Below are 14,039 nucleotides of genomic sequence, written 5' to 3' on the forward strand. Positions count from 1 at the left end.
CAAAATGTCTTGTCAGGATGGCGGGGCTTTCCATCCATCCCGTTCCAGCGCGCATGCGTGCCTTTCAGAACCTGTTCAATCAGTTGGATCAGGTCACGGGCACCAAGGCCAAGGTGCAAGCGCTGGTGGATCACTTTCAGGGGGTCGAACCAGGGGAGGCGGCCTGGGCGTTGACGCTGCTGCTGGGCAAGCGCCGCAGGCGCCTGATCACCGGTCGCCGACTTCGCGACATCCTGCGGGACCGCGGTGGTCTTCCGGATTGGCTGATCGACGACTGCTACGGCCAGGTGGGCGACTCAGCTGAAACCATCAGCCTGCTCTGGCCCGCCGTGCAAGAGCGCGTCGAAGCAAGCGATCCGGATCTGCCCAGCGGTGATGGAGACATGCCCCTGAGCTGGTGGATGGACACCCTGCTGCCGGCCATCAGCACCAGAAGCGACGACGATCAAGCCAATGCCGTGATCTGGCTCTGGCACCGAACCCCGCTCGACCAGCACTTCATCGTCAACAAGTTGCTCACGGGGGGATTCCGTGTCGGCGTGTCGACAGGCCTGATCAGCCGGGCCATCGCCGAAGCGTTTGATCTCGAGGAAAACCTTGTGGTGCAACGGCTGATGGGCGGCTTTGAGCCCTCCGCAGAGCGCTTCAGGCAACTCACCGCCTGCGCGACGGCGGATGAACACCATTCCAGCGGCACCGCCTACCCCTTCTATCTCGCCAGTCCCCTGGAACCCGACCGACTGCTGGAGACATCGGCAAGCGATTGGCAACTGGAGTGGAAATGGGATGGAATCCGCGGTCAGCTGATTCATCGCGGCTCCGGCGTCTACCTCTGGAGCCGTGGAGAAGAGCTGGTCAACGAGAGCTTCCCTGAGCTTGTGGAGGTGGCCAAGGCCTTGCCATCCGGAAGCGTTCTGGACGGCGAGCTGATCTGCTGGCAACAGGACGCCGCCGCGCCGCTTGGCTTTGATCAGCTGCAACGACGGCTGGGCCGCAAAAGCGTTGGAGCAACGTTGAAACGGGATTGCCCGATGCGGTTCATCGCCTACGACCTGCTGGAACATCAAGGCGTGGACATTCGCCAGCAGGGATTACGGCAGCGCCAGCAGCAGCTGGCTGCGCTGCTGGGCAGCATCGAGCATCCAGAGTCGTGGCGGCTGAAGCAGAGCCCGTCCTGGTCGATCGACTCCTGGGAGGAACTGGAGACACAGCGCAACCAGGCCCATCAGCACAACGCCGAAGGGTTAATGCTCAAACAGGCGGAATCGCCCTATCTGAGCGGCCGCAAACGGGGCAACTGGTGGAAACACAAGCTGGAGCCGATGACCCTCGATGCGGTGCTCCTCTATGCCCAGGCCGGCAGTGGGCGTCGCGCCAACCTCTTCACCGACTACACCTTCGGCCTCTGGACCAACGCTGAAGAGCCGCAGTTGGTGACCTTCGCCAAGGCCTATTCCGGCCTCAATGATGCCGAAATCCTCGAGCTGGACCGCTGGATCCGACGCAACACCCTGCAGCGTTTCGGGCCGGCACGGTCCCTGAAAACCGAGCTGGTGTTTGAAATCGGCTTTGAAGGCATCCACCCCTCAAAACGCCATAAATCCGGCATCGCCGTGCGTTTCCCGCGGATCCTGCGCTGGCGACGCGACAAACCCGCCGATGAAGCGGATTCACTCCAGACCGCGATGGCATTGATCGAGAACCGCTGATGGCAGCTTCAGAAAAGAAGGCAAAAGCGAAGGCGAGGCCAAAGCCAACAACCAACGACCCTCGCTTGGAGCCGATTCATGCCTGGTTCGCGCAAAGGAACTGGACGCCGCTGCCGTTTCAGCAGCAGACCTGGAGCGCCTATCTGGCGGGGCGGAATGGCTTGATCCAAGTGCCCACAGGGTCCGGCAAAACCTTCGCCGCCGTGATGGGACCGATCGCGCGGATGTTGGCGGAGGAGGAGCCGTTGAAGGGAATACGACTGCTCTACATCACGCCCTTGCGGGCCCTCAGTCGCGACTTGTCGCTGGCGATCCGCGAACCGATCGAGGCGATGGGCTGGCCGATTCGGGTGGGCATCCGCAATGGCGACAGCAGCAGCAGCGAACGCACCAAACAGCTCAAGGCACCACCACAGATTCTGGTGACGACTCCAGAGTCCCTCGCCCTGCTGCTGAGCAATGCCAAGGCCGAAGAGCTGTTTGGCCAACTCGAGACGGTGATCCTCGATGAATGGCACGAGTTGATGGGCAGCAAACGGGGCAGTCAGACGGAGCTGTGCCTGAGCTGGTTGCGCCAGCTGCGCCCCCAGCTCCAGACCTGGGCCATCAGTGCCACCATCGGCAACCTCGAGCAGGCAGCGCGCCATGCCCTGGGAACGGCAAGTGAGCCACAGCTGATCGGGGGCGCTCCTGCCCGCAGCACGGAGATTCAGAGCATCCTTCCGGAGACGATCGATGGCTTCCCCTGGGCCGGACACCTCGGGTTGCGGATGTACGAGGAGCTGGTGGCACGTCTCAATCCCGGCATCAGCACCTTGCTGTTCACCAACACCCGCAATCAGTCGGAGCGTTGGCACCAGTGTCTGCGCTTCGCCTGCCCGGAAATGGAAGAGGGATTGGCCCTCCACCACAGCGCCATTGATCGCAGCGAGCGGGAAGCGATCGAAGCCTCCGTGAAGGCCGGCGGCATTCGTTGGGTGGTCTGCACCAGCTCCCTGGACCTCGGGGTGGACTTCCAACCCGTGGAACAGGTGGTGCAGATCGGAAGCCCGAAGAATCTGGCGCGGCTGCTGCAGCGGGCGGGGCGGTCAGCGCACTTGCCCGGCGGAACATCCCAGGTGCTGTTCATGCCCACCAATGCGCTCGAGCTGCTCGAACTCAGTGCTGTGCGTCGGGGACTGGCGGAGGGGCTGGTGGAACAACGCAAGCCGCCGAAAGCCCCTCTGGATGTGCTGCTGCAGCACCTCACGGGATTGGCCTGCGGCCCTGGCTTCCATCCGGAGCAGACCTTGCAGGCCGTGCGCAGCTGTGCCGCCTACGCCGAGCTGAGCCAGGAGGATTGGGACTGGTGCATGCTGTTTCTGGAGCAGGGCGGAGAGTGCCTCGGTGCCTACCCCCGCTACCGCAAGCTCGAGTGGGAGGAGACAAGCCAGCGCTACCGGGTTCGCGAGAAGGCCATCGCCCGGCTGCACCGTCTCAACGTTGGAACGATCACGGCCGCACCAGCGATCACCGTGCGCTTTATTCGTGGTGCCGTGCTCGGACATGTAGAGGAGAGCTTCATCAGCCAGCTGAAGCCGAAGGATGTGTTCTTCTTCTCCGGCCGCCAGCTGGAATTCGTGCGGCTGCGCGACATGACCGCCTACGTGAAGGTGAGCACCAAGAAAACGCGCGCGGTGCCTGCCTGGGCTGGGGGGCAGATGGCTCTCTCCGATCTGCTGACCCATCACCTGCGTCTTGAGGTGGACCGCGCCAGCCGTGGTGATCTCGACAACGCTGAACTTCAGGCTCTGAAGCCCCTGTTTGATCGGCAACAGGACATCTCGGTGTTGCCATCAGTGGGGCAGCTGCTGATTGAGACCTGTCGCACCCGGGAAGGCACACACCTGTTTGCCTTCCCCTTTGAAGGGCGGTTCGTGCATGAGGGCATCGGCTTCCTCTGGGCATCGCGGCTCACCCGTCTGGAGCGGGGCACGATCACGGTGTCGGTGAACGACTACGGCTTTGAGCTGTTGGCACCGAAGAGCTACCCCATGGCGGAGTTGCTGGAAGACCACATCGATCTGCTGCTCGATCGTCAAAAGCTGGAGCGGGATCTGAAGAACGCACTGAATCTTTCCGAGCTGCAACGGCGACGCTTCCGCGCCATCGCCCAGATCGCAGGCCTGATGAACCGGGGATTCCCGGGATCGAGCAAAAGCACCGGTCAGCTTCAGATCAGTGCATCGCTGCTGTTCGATGTGTTCAACCGCCATGAGCCGAACAACCGCTTGCTGCTGCAGGCGCAGCAGGAGGTGCTCGATGACCAGTTGGAGATCTCACGCCTGGAGGCGGCCTTGGAACGCGCTGCAAGCCAGGAATGGCTGCACGTTGAAACTCCGCGGCCCAGCCCATTGGCCTTCCCACTGCTGGTGGAACGGCTGAACAACAGGATGAGCAATGAATCCGTTTTGGAGCGGGTTCAGCGGATGAAAGAAGAGGCGATCAGGCGCGAGGGGTAGCGATCACTGCAAGACCCACCGAGAGCGGCGGCACTTAGGCCTTAGATACCTAGGCGAGGAGACCGGAAACCCTGACGTCGATCTGATCAGAAGCTGAGTGTGTTGGCCTCAACCCGCCTCAGTTCTGTTGACGAGATTGCTTCACTGCGAGCCCAGCCTCTACTGCTGTTCCAGCTGCGAGAGCAACGAGCCCAAGCAAGCCAATCCATTGGTTTTGGATTTCTTCAGCAGCCTCAGCCCCCTGTCCCAGCACTCCACCCAGGACAAACCAGGTCGTCGCAATAGCAGATGTAATCCAGTACGCCTTCCAGCGGCGCTGGTAGAGGTAGCCAGCACCCAAGCCCGGAACCACGTTCAACGTGACGGCAACCCAGCCTGCCGATGCGGCAAGGATCTCTCTTTTGGTGGGCGCCATAACAACAGATGTTTCAGTCCATTTTTGTCGATATCGAGAGCCATCGCGCGTGGCGGCCCCTTATCCATAGGGCCCAAATCGCGTCGCACAGGCGGCACCACACTGGGCACCCAAAGCGATGGCCTTCGCCAGGGGCCAGCGCGCCGCAAGACCCGTGACCACGCCTGCCGCAAAGCTGTCACCGCAGCCATAACTCTCGACCAAGGGCCCCGGAAGGGGTGATGGGTCATAGCGGCCGCCTGGATAACTAACACCGCCTGCGGCACCTTCCGTGCGAATCACTGTGTGGGGAGCTGGGTTCAACTGCCCCGACTCCACCCGTTCACCTGGATCAAGGCCACTGCCAATCAAGGCATCGAGGGGCACACCGGCCTGCTGAAGCACGGGCAAACGAACGCGCGGGGTCGCCGCCAAAACTGCAGCAGAACGGCAGGCTTTCAACAAAGGAGCATCAGCGGCCGTGACGAACAGGCCGTCGCATTCGCCAAGGGCGTTCCAGGGAAGGTCGTCATCCAGTGATGGGGTCAGCCGCTCGCCGATCACCGTGATCGCCCGATCCCCCTCACCATCAACCATGCTCACGCCCCGACGGGTTGGCACCTCCCTCCAGGCGACATGAACCTCAAGGCCCAGATCCTCGAGTCGCTTGACGCAGGCTTCTCCAACCGAATCGCGACCTAGAGCCGTAAAGAACTGGACGGGTTGCTGCTGCAACCGTGCCATCTGCACCGCAACGACGGCTCCACCGCCAGCAGGCTCCTGCAGGGTCTTCAAGGCATGGCCAATGGCTCCGGGACGGGGCAACTGATCCACCGCCAGAAATTCCACCCATTCGACGTGACCCACAACGGCCAGGCGTAGAGGCGGCAGAGCTGAGGCGGAAGACAAGGGCCGTTCAAAACAGCTGGACCCCATCCTCTCTGCAGAAACGGCTCAGCAACAGGATGGGCGCGGATGAAGGACGAGGCCATCCGCGAAGTGGGGAGAGATCGCTGTCCACTGCGGTGCCCTTAAGGTTCAACAGCGGAAGGTATGAACAACGTTGGCCAAGCTCGGGGAGATCAAGCTCAAACAGATTCCGCAACTGAACACGGCCAACAGCTCGCCATTGATTCGGAAACACAAAGAGGTTCTGAATCTGATGATGAGAACGCTTTTCCTCGATACCTACGGCCTCACCTGGGCCCAGTTCATCAAGGGGTTTGGTTGCGGTGCTTTGGCCGTTTGGCTGCTCATGCGCTGAGCTCAGCCATGACGCACGGGCCTTCCACCCCGTCGCAGCGACTCCAACATTCCCTTTTCCAAGGCCGTCAGTTTTGGTGCCGGCTCGTTTAATGCAGCTTCCGCCCGTGTCTTGGCTGCGGCAATGAAGCGATCTGTTTTATCTCCAGAATCAAAAGCCACGGTTCCTCAGCAAGAATCACCAAAGGTATGGATCAGCACCTGTTGAGGCTCAGGACTTAAGAAAGATGCCTGAACTCAACAGATGTGGGGGTGAGCTCCCCGCAGCCATCCCCTCGATCGCAAAATCGTTGCTATCGGTTGGAGGTTGCAGCAACCCGATGAGCCGTTACCCCGTCTTCTATTGCGCTCCAGCGGCCGTTGACGCTGGCTTCAAGCCTGTTGAAGCGGCGGATGCCTACGAGGCTGAGCAGATCGTGCAGCGCGAGCACCCCGGCGCAGTCACGGCATCTCTGAGCGAACGGGTGACCAACGAAGAGGAAATCCGCCGGTTGTTCTTGGCCTGGCTCGAAAAAGTCTGAACACCTGGAGCCACCAAAGGGGTGCATGGAACGCAATCCGTTGTCGGTCACGCCCCCTAGCTGGCTGGACATCGACCCCGACAGCTACAAGCGGCTGCTGAACCGCACGGCTTTGACGATCACCAAGCGCGCCAGGAAGCGAGGGGCGACGTATCAGGTGAGGGAAGCCATCGATACCATCCATGCAGCCTTCCTTCGTTGTGACGGCACCGATCCCTACGACGGACTGCCGCTGGACAAACGCCTTCATGATGGAGGCCGCAGTCCGACCGTCTCCCCGGTGAGCAGCAGCACCACCGCAACCTTTGAGATTCTCAGCCTGCAGACCAAGGAAGCCAAAGGGGAGAGGAACGGCGAGGAGTTCATCGCCCACTGCCGTGCGGTCGTCGCCCATGCCGACGCGTCATCACAGGGCCAGCGATGAGCAGCGCCAAGAAGCTGTTCCTGGTGGTGCTGGGGGGCCGTTGCAAGGGCTGCCATGTGGAGCAGCACGATGTGCGCTGGGTCGTGGGCGAGACCATCGACGCAACGCTGCCGGCGCTGCGGCAGGAATGGATCGGCCTCCGCCGTGGCTTGCACATCGACAGCTACCGCTGCATCGACCATGTCGATGGCTATCGCGTTGAGGTTGTTGAGCGAGCGCAGGATCCATCCAGTACTGACGGTCCGCAGCTGTGGTTCGTCAACCTTGGCGCCTATGACCCCACCTCGATGGCAGAACAGCATGCCTTCGGGGTGATCGTGGCCCGGTCTTCAGCCTCCGCCAAGGCGCGGGCACGGCAGCGTTGGCTGAACGGACAAGAGCAGGTGCACAAGGACGATCTTCACCCTGTCGAAATGGACAGCGCGCTCGATGATCTGCTGCCGATTCACGGCAATGGCCAGTGGGACTTGAAACTGATCGCGGATGGCCAAGTTGACGACGGCCCAGCCCATCCCGATTGGTACGGCTACTGGAAGATCTGACCACAGAACCAACACGGCTCAGCTACAACAAACCACCACGTTGTGGATGTGTCGTGCTGATCTTGATACTCCTCGTGCTGACGGGCTCCTACGCCGGACTGTGGGCCCTGCGTTTCGTGCTCGAACAACGCACAGACACCGAGTAGGGAATCACGCCCTCAAGACGCATCCAGTCACATCTGGCCGAGATGCTGTCACGTTCACCAGGCAAAGCCGAAATACGTTTTCCTCAGTCCACCGACGCCCCTTGTCGCTTGTTCAACGTCTTGGCATCGCTGCGTTCGTGGTGGTCATCACTGGTGTCGGCCTGAGCCCTGCGGTGGGAGCCCATAGTGCTCATCACCACCATCACCACCACTCCCGCAAAAACAAAAAAAAGAAGGCCTACAACAGGGGCTACAAGCATGGCTACGGAAGGGCCATCGAAAACAGCTACCGCCCCCACTACCGAAGGCACTACCGCAGCTATTCCCCGCTGTACGGCCCCATGGTTTCACCAATGCCCCGGCGCGTCATCGTCACCCCAACGCCCTGGATGGTTCCGGTTCACCTGCATCACCACGGCACCCGCGTCCATGTTGGGCACGGGTTCCATCTCTAAACACCGCGTCATCCACCATGTCTGATCGAATCAGCAAAGACGCCAGCGAGGCCTGGCGCGACCATGTGCTGAAGCAGGTGGTGGATTACCTGGAAAAAAATCGCGATGAAATCATCGATGGCTTCGAAGCAGAGAACGCTCACAACTTGAAGCGTGAAGACATCGAACAATCCGATCTTCTCGATTTCGATGTTTCAGTTACGCTGCATCGCGATCAATCCTCATCCTTTGGCCTTGGATTCGGTTTTTTCAAGGCCAACATGATTCGCTGAATCAACCTTCAGGCTTCCAGAGCACCTCGGCATCCTGGCGTTGGAGTGTCTGTTCAGCCAGCTTGAGGTAATAAAAATAGCTCTGTCTGTCTTCCGATTCAGCAGCTTTGTTCATCAAGTGCAGATAACTGAGACGCTGATCGCTGTTCATGCATGGGCTGGAAGAGAAGCAAACAATCACCTCAGCTGGCCTTCAACTTCGGTATCGGAGCGAACAACCGAAACAATTCTGGGTATCGATTGAGCACTTTTTTATCTTTTCTTTTGAAACTCTGGCCATAAAACCCGTCCTCACGATGCAATCAACAGGGCTGGAAATTCGTCGTGACAGGCGGACCACCTCCAGGAGGAACAACACAGCTTGGATCGGATGAGCCTGTGTTCTGCTCGGGCAACGCAGGAGATTGGCCAGGCCCTCCCGGCGATGCCGGGCCCAAGTCAATCTTGCCGGGCCGGATCAGTTGGGACGTGACGTTGAACGCCAACCCGCCGAGCAAGCCAAGCCCCATCGAGGCCGAAAAAGCAACAAGAATTTGACGCTGACGGTTGTTCATCCCACTGCTCGATCCCGATGAAGGTTGATTGGCCGCGAGCTCTGGCCTCAATCTCAGTGAATAACGGAGATTTGACAGATCAAAACAGACCGCCGGATGATCCGCTTGCTGCAACCGGAACGATCGAAACACAGTCTTTGCTGACGCTGCTCACACCCTTCCTCGTGTTCGGGGCCTTGTTTGTGGTGCTCCTGCTGGTCTGGGACCGATGACAGCCCCGGTTGCGGGACTGTTCTGGACGCCATACGCCGATTGGATCTACACCGTGGTAAGCCTGAGTGGCTTGATGCTGATCACCTGGCTGGTGCTGGGCCGCAGCAGCGGCAGCTGAACCACTTGGACGCACGTCAAGGTCGTCAGGCAGCAAGCATCTCCATCTCGGGCTCAAGCAGCACATCGCGGGCGGTGTTGAACCGTGTCATCACCTCAGGGTCGCCCCCTTTATCGGGATGGTGTTGAACAGCCAGAAGCTTGTGTGCCCGCTTCACCTGGGCAACAGTTAACCGCCCAGTGAGCGGCAGGCCGAGGCACTGTCTGGCCTGAATCGCCTCGAGGCCGGGGTCGCGCCCCATTGGGCATTGATCACGGCGATGGTTTGACGTTCCCGGCTTGCGCTTCTTGCTGGATTTGCGTTTGGCCGACGTGGCCTGACCCCCAAACCCTTTCGTTTCCTGCACAAGCTGATCGCCGAAGCAGGCCACAATGCCTGATCGCCTGGTTCAGTCTCCGAGCTGCGACCACCAACGCTCGATGCGATCGGTGGAGCCGTACCAGCTTTGGCCGAACAATCCGCCGTGGGCCGTATCAGCCAGCTCAATCGACCGGGCATCCCGCAGCAGGGCTGATGGAAGGGGAACCAGACCGTCCCCCTGCAGATCCGGGTCGCCCATGATCTGGCGATAGCTGCTGGCAGCGCTGCGGCGCGAAAAATTGGATGCATTCGCTCCCAGCGGATCAAGCCGACCCGCAACCGCGACGTAGTCCACCCGATCGGCTTCAGGGCAACCCGGAAACTCACGATCCACACGAGCCCGCAATCGTGTGGAACGCAGAGCCTGATGGGGACTGCCGAGCGTGATCAGGCGATTGCATCGGGCTGCACCGTTGAAACGGCGTCCCAGAAAGGTCTGATCAGCCAGATAGGGCCGCAACATCACCCCGCCGGAGCTGTGACCAATCAACGTGACGCGCCCTGTGGGCGACTGGCTTTGAAGCTCACGCACAGCGGCATCAACGCGATCAAGCAGGCGACGCCAACCGAAGCCCCAGCTGGTGGCCAGCCAATCCAATTTGGACGCAAGCACGATGCGCACCGCAGCGCCGGTTGCCTGATCAATCCAATCAGCGAGGGGGCGATAGGCCTCCTGCGTGATCAGAAAGCCACCGAAGATGACGACGGGCTGGGTGAGGCGAGACGTGTTGCTCACCGAATCAACGCACATTGCGGAGCCTTGATCAGGTCGTAGCCACGCCGAATGCGACTTCCACCAGGTTCAAGAACCGTGCTCAGCTGTTGATCCTCAGACGAAGCCTCAAGAACCACCTGCTGACCGATCAACACGATCCTGAAGCGCCAGGGGAGAAGACCCGGAAGGGTAAAGCTCATGCAGATCCTGGTTCTCGCCTCACGCTGCCGCAATTCAGAACAACGTCCATCCCTGCAAGGCAAAGGAAAGTCGAGGAATCAGTAGAGAGGTTTCTCGGCCACGACGGCAAAGAAAGGATCTCCCTTGCCACCGAACAAGCCCATCACACCCTCGGCGCGGGTGTCTTCGGCAACGATCTCCGGCTGGGGCCAGCCCTGGGCCATCAACACCTCAGCGACGTAACGCAGGTGATCACCGTCATCACCGTCGGTCCAGACCTGGGGAGCCTTGGTGAAGAACATTCGATTGGAAAACGCCACGATCACCTGGCCCCGGGGGCGGGTGATCCGCCACAGCTCAGCGGCGATCGGCTCGGGCTGTTGCAGGTATTGCCAACCGGCAACGATCAAGGTGGCATCGATCGATGCATCCTCAACCGGGAGGGTTTGGTCGCTGTTGAGGTTCTGAACCCAGTGCCGATCCAATCGGGGGTTGGCACTCAGCTCCTCAGCATTGAGGCCATGGCCGATGACGTTGTCGTAACTGACATCGTCCGGCAGGTGGCTCACCCAACTGCTCATCAGATCCAGCACCTGGGCACAGGGAGGAATGCGCTCGCGGTAGAGGGCCGCCAGCCGAGCACGAAAACCCGCATCCAGATGGTGAACGAAACGCGGCTCGCTGTAGAAGATCGCGTCGTCGGTGGCATCCAACTTGAAGCGTTGGGAGTCCTTCAGAACAGGAACAACCGTCATCAATCAACCCAGCTGCAGGTACCAGCGCAGAGCTGCACCAAGCTGACCCGCGATTCCCAAGCCCGTGGCTTTTTCAAGCACCACGGCAGCCAAGAAACCGAGCATGGCCACCCGGCCATTGAGCCGCTCCACATCGGTCAGGGCAGACCGGTTCCAGGGGCGTGCTGTGGTGAGCGACTCGCCGAAGCGTTCCGGTTCCTCGTAACGAAAAGCAGGCCGACTCATCGCAATGCGCAGATCCAGCGGACCTTAACCACGGTTCCATCGCGACCGGGGTACACGGTCCAGGCACCATCGGGCTGGCGTTGCTCCAGCTGACCTTTGGCACAGTTGGCACGCATCGGCAGAACCCGTTGGGTCCACCGGTCCTGGCCAGCGCGCTGAATCAGCAGGCCTGCTTCCACCTCAACGGAACCGTCCACGCTCTGGGGAGCCCGGATGTATTCAGCCGCCTTGATCGCGGGGGTGTCGAGGGCTTCCATGAAGATCCAGCCGTCGCCGGGAAGCAGATCGCCGCGACGGGATTGCCAAACCGCCGGCTCCTGCATCGGCTGCCATTCCGCCTGAACAGGCCCTGCGATCAGGGACAGGAGTGAAGCGAGAGCAACGTTGAAGGCCAGAGCAGGGGAGGCCATGGGCAGCGGGATGCGGGCAGAGAGGTGAGACGGACTGTCGATCGCTTCAAACAACTTTACGAAGCGTTGAAACGCAAACATGAATGAATGGTTATGGAATTCCTCAGGGCAGGAGTGCCAGCTTGAAACCACTGCTTCATCAGTCCATGGCCAGCATTGCTCAGGGACGGGCTGCCTACACCGTCCGACACAAGACATCCAACGGAGAAAAGCTGGAATCCTGCTTCTACGCCACCGATGCCTTTGAGGCCCGTCTGCTGGCCATGGAGTTCAACGCCTATATCCGACAGCACCCGAACTGCATCGATTCGATCCTCAGGACGGAGGCTTGAGCGGCGCCCGGCGACGCTCCACCTGAACGAAGACCAGCCAGGCCAAGCTGGCGAGCCCCCCTCCGATCCAATCGCTGCGCAGCAGTTCAACCAGGGCAACGGTGCTGGCCCCGATGCGCAGTCCCCGTAGAAGCAGGTCCGTTATGGGAGGTGTCCGGCGCTTGTCGCGCTGCATGGGCCGACTCCGAAAAGATGGGGGTGTTGCAGAGCCCCATGATCTCAGCCTTGCCTGGTTCTCCTGCCGCAGCTCTTCTGGCGAGGGAAGACCAGAGCCGCCGTGAGGGCAGCGGCATTCAGATCGAGCAGCTGCCGGGCTGCTGGATGTTGCAGCAGACCTGGACCCGCAGCGGGGATGCACCGGCGCCCGGCACCGCAACGCTGCTGCGCTGGCTGCAGGCCAGCCTGAGCTTGAGCCGCGGCGACCAGGGCCTGAGCATCGTGAATCAGGTCTGCCTAGCCGGTTTCCGCTTGCGGTTCAGCGGCCAGGCCCAGCTCAAGGGTTCCAGACCACTGCTGATGTTCAGCTTCACGTCGTTGGAGCTGAGCTGGTCCGATCAGGTACTGCTGCAGCGAAGCCTGCCGTCACCGGAACCCCAACGCTTGCCCTTCTTTGCCCTGATTGAACTGAACGAGCAGCAGGGAACACTCACAGCGCGGGGGCGGGGCGGTGGACTGGCCCAGTGGTCCCGCAAGACACCGGAGGCGTCATGAAGCCCGCCGTCGCCCTGGCCATGCTCGAGCGGGAAGGCCGATGGCTGCTCCAACTGCGCGACGACATCGACTCGATCATTTATCCGGGCCACTGGGGGTTGTTTGGTGGCCATCTCGATCCGGGAGAAACAGCCAGCGAAGCCGTGCACCGCGAATTGCAGGAGGAGATCGATTGGTCACCCAGCGTGCCGCTCGAACCATGGTTCAGCGATGACAGCGGCAACCGGGTGGCCCACGTGTTCCGCGGAACGCTCAGCGTGCCCGTGAGCCAACTGCAGTTGAAGGAGGGCCAGGAGATGAAGTTGGTGCCCCTCAGTGATCTGGTGCGTGAGGCCATCTGGAGTGAGCGGCAGCAGGCGCTCCGGCCTGTCGCTCCGCGCCTGTCGATCGTGATCGATCGGTTGCTGAAGGAGGGCCATGACCACTGAAACCTGGCTCGATCTCCGCAATGTGGAGGCATGGCTGGGCCATCGGCCGGTGCTGCACAAGCTCAACCTGCTACTGAAACTGCGGCAGTCCACAACGGTGTTAGGGCCCAATGGCGCAGGCAAAAGCAGCCTGGTGAAACTGATCGACCGCAGCCTGTATCCCATCGTTCGCCCCGACGCTCATCTGCGGTTGTTTGGCAGCGAGACGGTGAACCTCTGGGCGCTGCGTAGCCGCCTTGGGGTGGTGTCGAGCGACATGGAACAGCGGCTTCACCCCAAAACAGCTGTTGAAGAGGCGGTGGTGAGCAATTTTTTTGGGGCCACCCGACTGGGCCGGGATCAGAAGCCCAGTGCGCGGCAATGGGAGCAGGCGCGGGATCTGCTCGATCAACTGCACCTCCACAGCATCCGCGAACGCTGCTGCGGAGAGCTGTCGGACGGACAGCGGCGCCGCCTGTTGATCGCTCGCGCCCTGGTTCACCAACCCGAGGTGCTGGTGCTGGATGAGCCGAGCCGTACCCTCGACCTCCAGGCCTGCCATCAGTTGCTGGCGATCCTGCGGCGCTTGATCCAAACGGGAACCACCGTGGTGCAGGTCACCCATCGGGTGGACACAATCGTTCCCGAGATGGAACGGGTGCTGTTTCTGGCAGAGGGACGTCTTGTTGGGGATGGAAGCCCACGGGAGATGCTGCGGCCCGCCGAACTGAGTGAACTGTTCAACACCCCGCTCAACGTGGTGGAAGCCCATGGCTTTCGCCAGGTTCTTCCGGGGTAGATCGGTAGGCAGCACCCTGCTCTGCTAGGGATG

The 14,039-nt window shown here is 61.0% G+C and carries 24 protein-coding genes; 14 read left to right on the forward strand and 10 right to left on the reverse strand.

Translation table 11 applies throughout. The annotated features are described in order from the left end of the window. Nucleotides 1-53: 53 nt before the first annotated feature. Together SynM161_RS06605 and SynM161_RS06610 are read left to right on the forward strand one after the other, a co-directional pair. Nucleotides 54-1,709, forward strand: coding sequence for an ATP-dependent DNA ligase (locus SynM161_RS06605; RefSeq protein ID WP_186542572.1), 1,656 nt, complete (start codon nt 54-56; stop codon nt 1,707-1,709). Then, nucleotides 1,709-4,210, forward strand: a complete 2,502-nt coding sequence (locus tag SynM161_RS06610; protein WP_186540403.1) for a ligase-associated DNA damage response DEXH box helicase — start codon at nt 1,709-1,711, stop codon at nt 4,208-4,210. Before SynM161_RS06605 ends, SynM161_RS06610 begins: the two co-directional genes overlap by 1 nt. 118 nt (nt 4,211-4,328) lie before the next feature. Here SynM161_RS06610 and SynM161_RS06615 read toward each other — a convergent pair whose 3' ends face one another. Next, nucleotides 4,329-4,625 (reverse strand): hypothetical protein, encoded by a 297-nt coding sequence (locus tag SynM161_RS06615; protein ID WP_186540405.1) that lies wholly within the window; start codon nt 4,623-4,625, stop codon nt 4,329-4,331. Between the two features lie 60 nt (nt 4,626-4,685). Next, nucleotides 4,686-5,540 (reverse strand): PfkB family carbohydrate kinase, encoded by an 855-nt coding sequence (locus SynM161_RS06620; protein ID WP_186540407.1) that lies wholly within the window; start codon nt 5,538-5,540, stop codon nt 4,686-4,688. Between the two features lie 127 nt (nt 5,541-5,667). Between SynM161_RS06620 and SynM161_RS06625 the strand changes: the two genes are divergently transcribed. The 6 genes from SynM161_RS06625 to SynM161_RS06650 all read left to right on the forward strand — a co-directional run bounded on the left by SynM161_RS06625 (nt 5,668) and on the right by SynM161_RS06650 (nt 8,227). Then, on the forward strand, nt 5,668-5,868 hold the full coding sequence (locus tag SynM161_RS06625; protein WP_186540409.1) for a hypothetical protein: 201 nt from the start codon (nt 5,668-5,670) through the stop codon (nt 5,866-5,868). Nucleotides 5,869-6,187: 319 nt separating this feature from the next. Then, nucleotides 6,188-6,388, forward strand: coding sequence for a hypothetical protein (locus SynM161_RS06630; protein WP_244273128.1), 201 nt, complete (start codon nt 6,188-6,190; stop codon nt 6,386-6,388). A 25-nt stretch (nt 6,389-6,413) separates the two neighbouring features. Next, entirely contained in the window at nt 6,414-6,812 is a 399-nt protein-coding gene (locus SynM161_RS06635) for a hypothetical protein (protein WP_186540411.1), read from the forward strand. Beyond that, entirely contained in the window at nt 6,809-7,354 is a 546-nt protein-coding gene (locus SynM161_RS06640; RefSeq protein WP_186540413.1) for a DUF1543 domain-containing protein, read from the forward strand. The genes SynM161_RS06635 and SynM161_RS06640 overlap by 4 nt, the downstream gene beginning before the upstream one ends. A 247-nt stretch (nt 7,355-7,601) precedes the next feature. Continuing rightward, nucleotides 7,602-7,955: a hypothetical protein gene (locus tag SynM161_RS06645; RefSeq protein WP_186540415.1), complete on the forward strand. Its 354-nt coding sequence runs from the start codon at nt 7,602-7,604 to the stop codon at nt 7,953-7,955. A gap of 17 nt (nt 7,956-7,972) precedes the next feature. After that, nucleotides 7,973-8,227, forward strand: a complete 255-nt coding sequence (locus tag SynM161_RS06650) for a hypothetical protein (protein ID WP_186540417.1) — start codon at nt 7,973-7,975, stop codon at nt 8,225-8,227. A gap of 1 nt (nt 8,228) precedes the next feature. Here the strand turns inward: SynM161_RS06650 and SynM161_RS06655 are convergent, their stop codons facing one another. Further along, nucleotides 8,229-8,378 carry a hypothetical protein gene (locus tag SynM161_RS06655; RefSeq protein WP_186540419.1) on the reverse strand — a complete coding sequence of 50 codons (150 nt, stop codon included), beginning with the start codon at nt 8,376-8,378 and terminating at the stop codon, nt 8,229-8,231. A 420-nt stretch (nt 8,379-8,798) separates the two neighbouring features. Between SynM161_RS06655 and SynM161_RS06660 the strand changes: the two genes are divergently transcribed. Both SynM161_RS06660 and SynM161_RS06665 read left to right on the forward strand, forming a co-directional pair. Then, nucleotides 8,799-8,993 (forward strand): hypothetical protein, encoded by a 195-nt coding sequence (locus SynM161_RS06660; protein ID WP_006850620.1) that lies wholly within the window; start codon nt 8,799-8,801, stop codon nt 8,991-8,993. After that, nucleotides 8,990-9,112, forward strand: coding sequence for a hypothetical protein (locus SynM161_RS06665; protein ID WP_006849913.1), 123 nt, complete (start codon nt 8,990-8,992; stop codon nt 9,110-9,112). Before SynM161_RS06660 ends, SynM161_RS06665 begins: the two co-directional genes overlap by 4 nt. 25 nt (nt 9,113-9,137) lie before the next feature. On the opposite strand, the gene SynM161_RS06670 is transcribed toward SynM161_RS06665, so the two are convergent. The 6 genes from SynM161_RS06670 to SynM161_RS06695 all read right to left on the reverse strand — a co-directional run bounded on the left by SynM161_RS06670 (nt 9,138) and on the right by SynM161_RS06695 (nt 11,838). Continuing rightward, a complete protein-coding gene (locus tag SynM161_RS06670; protein WP_186540421.1) occupies nt 9,138-9,482 on the reverse strand; it encodes a molecular chaperone DnaJ in 345 nt (114 codons plus the stop codon). An 18-nt stretch (nt 9,483-9,500) separates the two neighbouring features. Beyond that, on the reverse strand, nt 9,501-10,223 hold the full coding sequence (locus SynM161_RS06675) for an esterase (protein WP_186540423.1): 723 nt from the start codon (nt 10,221-10,223) through the stop codon (nt 9,501-9,503). Continuing rightward, on the reverse strand, nt 10,205-10,387 hold the full coding sequence (locus tag SynM161_RS06680) for a hypothetical protein (RefSeq protein WP_115132715.1): 183 nt from the start codon (nt 10,385-10,387) through the stop codon (nt 10,205-10,207). The genes SynM161_RS06675 and SynM161_RS06680 overlap by 19 nt, the downstream gene beginning before the upstream one ends. A gap of 78 nt (nt 10,388-10,465) precedes the next feature. Then, nucleotides 10,466-11,122 carry a methyltransferase domain-containing protein gene (locus SynM161_RS06685; RefSeq protein WP_186540425.1) on the reverse strand — a complete coding sequence of 219 codons (657 nt, stop codon included), beginning with the start codon at nt 11,120-11,122 and terminating at the stop codon, nt 10,466-10,468. Nucleotides 11,123-11,125: 3 nt separating this feature from the next. Then, nucleotides 11,126-11,347 carry a chlorophyll a/b-binding protein gene (locus SynM161_RS06690; RefSeq protein WP_115009146.1) on the reverse strand — a complete coding sequence of 74 codons (222 nt, stop codon included), beginning with the start codon at nt 11,345-11,347 and terminating at the stop codon, nt 11,126-11,128. Continuing rightward, on the reverse strand, nt 11,344-11,838 hold the full coding sequence (locus SynM161_RS06695; RefSeq protein WP_255441724.1) for a hypothetical protein: 495 nt from the start codon (nt 11,836-11,838) through the stop codon (nt 11,344-11,346). The genes SynM161_RS06690 and SynM161_RS06695 overlap by 4 nt, the downstream gene beginning before the upstream one ends. A 65-nt stretch (nt 11,839-11,903) precedes the next feature. Between SynM161_RS06695 and SynM161_RS06700 the strand changes: the two genes are divergently transcribed. Then, a complete protein-coding gene (locus SynM161_RS06700) occupies nt 11,904-12,089 on the forward strand; it encodes a hypothetical protein (RefSeq protein WP_114989374.1) in 186 nt (61 codons plus the stop codon). Here SynM161_RS06700 and SynM161_RS06705 read toward each other — a convergent pair. Beyond that, nucleotides 12,073-12,264, reverse strand: a complete 192-nt coding sequence (locus SynM161_RS06705) for a hypothetical protein (RefSeq protein WP_114989292.1) — start codon at nt 12,262-12,264, stop codon at nt 12,073-12,075. The genes SynM161_RS06700 and SynM161_RS06705 overlap by 17 nt on opposite strands. Before the next feature lie 38 nt (nt 12,265-12,302). On the opposite strand from SynM161_RS06705, the gene SynM161_RS06710 reads away from it, so the two are divergent. The 3 genes from SynM161_RS06710 to SynM161_RS06720 are packed head-to-tail and all read left to right on the forward strand — an operon-like array spanning nt 12,303 to nt 14,006. After that, entirely contained in the window at nt 12,303-12,800 is a 498-nt protein-coding gene (locus SynM161_RS06710; protein ID WP_186540427.1) for a hypothetical protein, read from the forward strand. Beyond that, nucleotides 12,797-13,228, forward strand: a complete 432-nt coding sequence (locus SynM161_RS06715; RefSeq protein ID WP_186540429.1) for an NUDIX hydrolase — start codon at nt 12,797-12,799, stop codon at nt 13,226-13,228. The genes SynM161_RS06710 and SynM161_RS06715 overlap by 4 nt, the downstream gene beginning before the upstream one ends. Beyond that, a complete protein-coding gene (locus SynM161_RS06720) occupies nt 13,218-14,006 on the forward strand; it encodes an ABC transporter ATP-binding protein (RefSeq protein ID WP_186540431.1) in 789 nt (262 codons plus the stop codon). The genes SynM161_RS06715 and SynM161_RS06720 overlap by 11 nt, the downstream gene beginning before the upstream one ends. Nucleotides 14,007-14,039 lie beyond the last annotated feature (33 nt).

This window comes from Synechococcus sp. M16.1 (assembly GCF_014279895.1).
Lineage (GTDB): Bacteria > Cyanobacteriota > Cyanobacteriia > PCC-6307 > Cyanobiaceae > Parasynechococcus.

Excerpts from the sequence above, each read along its gene's own strand:
- SynM161_RS06605 (WP_186542572.1), top strand. The coding sequence starts at position 54 with ATGCGTGCCTTTCAGAACCTGTTCAATCAGTTGGATCAGGTCACGGGC.
- SynM161_RS06720 (WP_186540431.1), top strand. The coding sequence starts at position 13,218 with ATGACCACTGAAACCTGGCTCGATCTCCGCAATGTGGAGGCATGGCTG.
- SynM161_RS06690 (WP_115009146.1), bottom strand. The coding sequence starts at position 11,347 with ATGAGTCGGCCTGCTTTTCGTTACGAGGAACCGGAACGCTTCGGCGAG.
- SynM161_RS06685 (WP_186540425.1), bottom strand. The coding sequence starts at position 11,122 with ATGACGGTTGTTCCTGTTCTGAAGGACTCCCAACGCTTCAAGTTGGAT.
- SynM161_RS06700 (WP_114989374.1), top strand. The coding sequence starts at position 11,904 with ATGGCCAGCATTGCTCAGGGACGGGCTGCCTACACCGTCCGACACAAG.
- SynM161_RS06640 (WP_186540413.1), top strand. The coding sequence starts at position 6,809 with ATGAGCAGCGCCAAGAAGCTGTTCCTGGTGGTGCTGGGGGGCCGTTGC.
- SynM161_RS06710 (WP_186540427.1), top strand. The coding sequence starts at position 12,303 with ATGATCTCAGCCTTGCCTGGTTCTCCTGCCGCAGCTCTTCTGGCGAGG.
- SynM161_RS06705 (WP_114989292.1), bottom strand. The coding sequence starts at position 12,264 with ATGCAGCGCGACAAGCGCCGGACACCTCCCATAACGGACCTGCTTCTA.
- SynM161_RS06610 (WP_186540403.1), top strand. The coding sequence starts at position 1,709 with ATGGCAGCTTCAGAAAAGAAGGCAAAAGCGAAGGCGAGGCCAAAGCCA.
- SynM161_RS06635 (WP_186540411.1), top strand. The coding sequence starts at position 6,414 with ATGGAACGCAATCCGTTGTCGGTCACGCCCCCTAGCTGGCTGGACATC.
- SynM161_RS06665 (WP_006849913.1), top strand. The coding sequence starts at position 8,990 with ATGACAGCCCCGGTTGCGGGACTGTTCTGGACGCCATACGCCGATTGG.
- SynM161_RS06650 (WP_186540417.1), top strand. The coding sequence starts at position 7,973 with ATGTCTGATCGAATCAGCAAAGACGCCAGCGAGGCCTGGCGCGACCAT.
- SynM161_RS06715 (WP_186540429.1), top strand. The coding sequence starts at position 12,797 with ATGAAGCCCGCCGTCGCCCTGGCCATGCTCGAGCGGGAAGGCCGATGG.
- SynM161_RS06695 (WP_255441724.1), bottom strand. The coding sequence starts at position 11,838 with ATGTTTGCGTTTCAACGCTTCGTAAAGTTGTTTGAAGCGATCGACAGT.
- SynM161_RS06660 (WP_006850620.1), top strand. The coding sequence starts at position 8,799 with ATGAAGGTTGATTGGCCGCGAGCTCTGGCCTCAATCTCAGTGAATAAC.
- SynM161_RS06630 (WP_244273128.1), top strand. The coding sequence starts at position 6,188 with ATGAGCCGTTACCCCGTCTTCTATTGCGCTCCAGCGGCCGTTGACGCT.
- SynM161_RS06680 (WP_115132715.1), bottom strand. The coding sequence starts at position 10,387 with ATGAGCTTTACCCTTCCGGGTCTTCTCCCCTGGCGCTTCAGGATCGTG.
- SynM161_RS06620 (WP_186540407.1), bottom strand. The coding sequence starts at position 5,540 with ATGGGGTCCAGCTGTTTTGAACGGCCCTTGTCTTCCGCCTCAGCTCTG.
- SynM161_RS06655 (WP_186540419.1), bottom strand. The coding sequence starts at position 8,378 with ATGAACAGCGATCAGCGTCTCAGTTATCTGCACTTGATGAACAAAGCT.
- SynM161_RS06615 (WP_186540405.1), bottom strand. The coding sequence starts at position 4,625 with ATGGCGCCCACCAAAAGAGAGATCCTTGCCGCATCGGCAGGCTGGGTT.
- SynM161_RS06675 (WP_186540423.1), bottom strand. The coding sequence starts at position 10,223 with ATGTGCGTTGATTCGGTGAGCAACACGTCTCGCCTCACCCAGCCCGTC.